Source organism: Bacillus sp. BC05(2025) (genome assembly GCF_056725905.1).
The window spans coordinates 1-361 of sequence record NZ_JBWYRA010000044.1 but is presented as its reverse complement, the minus strand read 5'-3'; the positions used below and the strand labels follow the sequence as shown (position 1 = coordinate 361).

Annotated in this window: 3 tRNA genes; all 3 read right to left on the bottom strand. The window is 49.0% G+C overall.

Annotated features, from left to right (window positions below):
- Window positions 1-13: 13 nt before the first annotated feature.
- Window positions 14-106 (bottom strand) — tRNA-Ser (locus ACZ76X_RS29105).
- 54 nt (window positions 107-160) lie between these two features.
- Window positions 161-253 (bottom strand) — tRNA-Ser (locus ACZ76X_RS29100).
- 20 nt (window positions 254-273) lie between these two features.
- Window positions 274-346: transfer RNA gene (locus tag ACZ76X_RS29095), tRNA-Ala, on the bottom strand.
- Between the last annotated feature and the right edge of the window lie 15 nt (window positions 347-361).

The following is a 361-nucleotide window of genomic DNA, read 5'->3' as shown; positions in this document are numbered from 1 at the left end:
ACTTTATAAAAAATGGAGGAGGTAGAGGGATTCGAACCCCCGCGCGACTCTCGCCGCCTGTCGGTTTTCAAGACCGATCCCTTCAGCCGAACTTGGGTATACCTCCATGAAGGAAAAAGAAATATTATATTATTTATGTCTAAACCATTTAAAAAGAAAATGGAGGAGGTAGAGGGATTCGAACCCCCGCGCGATTCTCACCGCCTGTCGGTTTTCAAGACCGATCCCTTCAGCCGAACTTGGGTATACCTCCGAGACATATAATAAATAAAGTGGAGCCTAGCGGGATCGAACCGCTGACCTCCTGCGTGCAAGGCAGGCGCTCTCCCAGCTGAGCTAAGGCCCCATGTTTTTTGGGAAA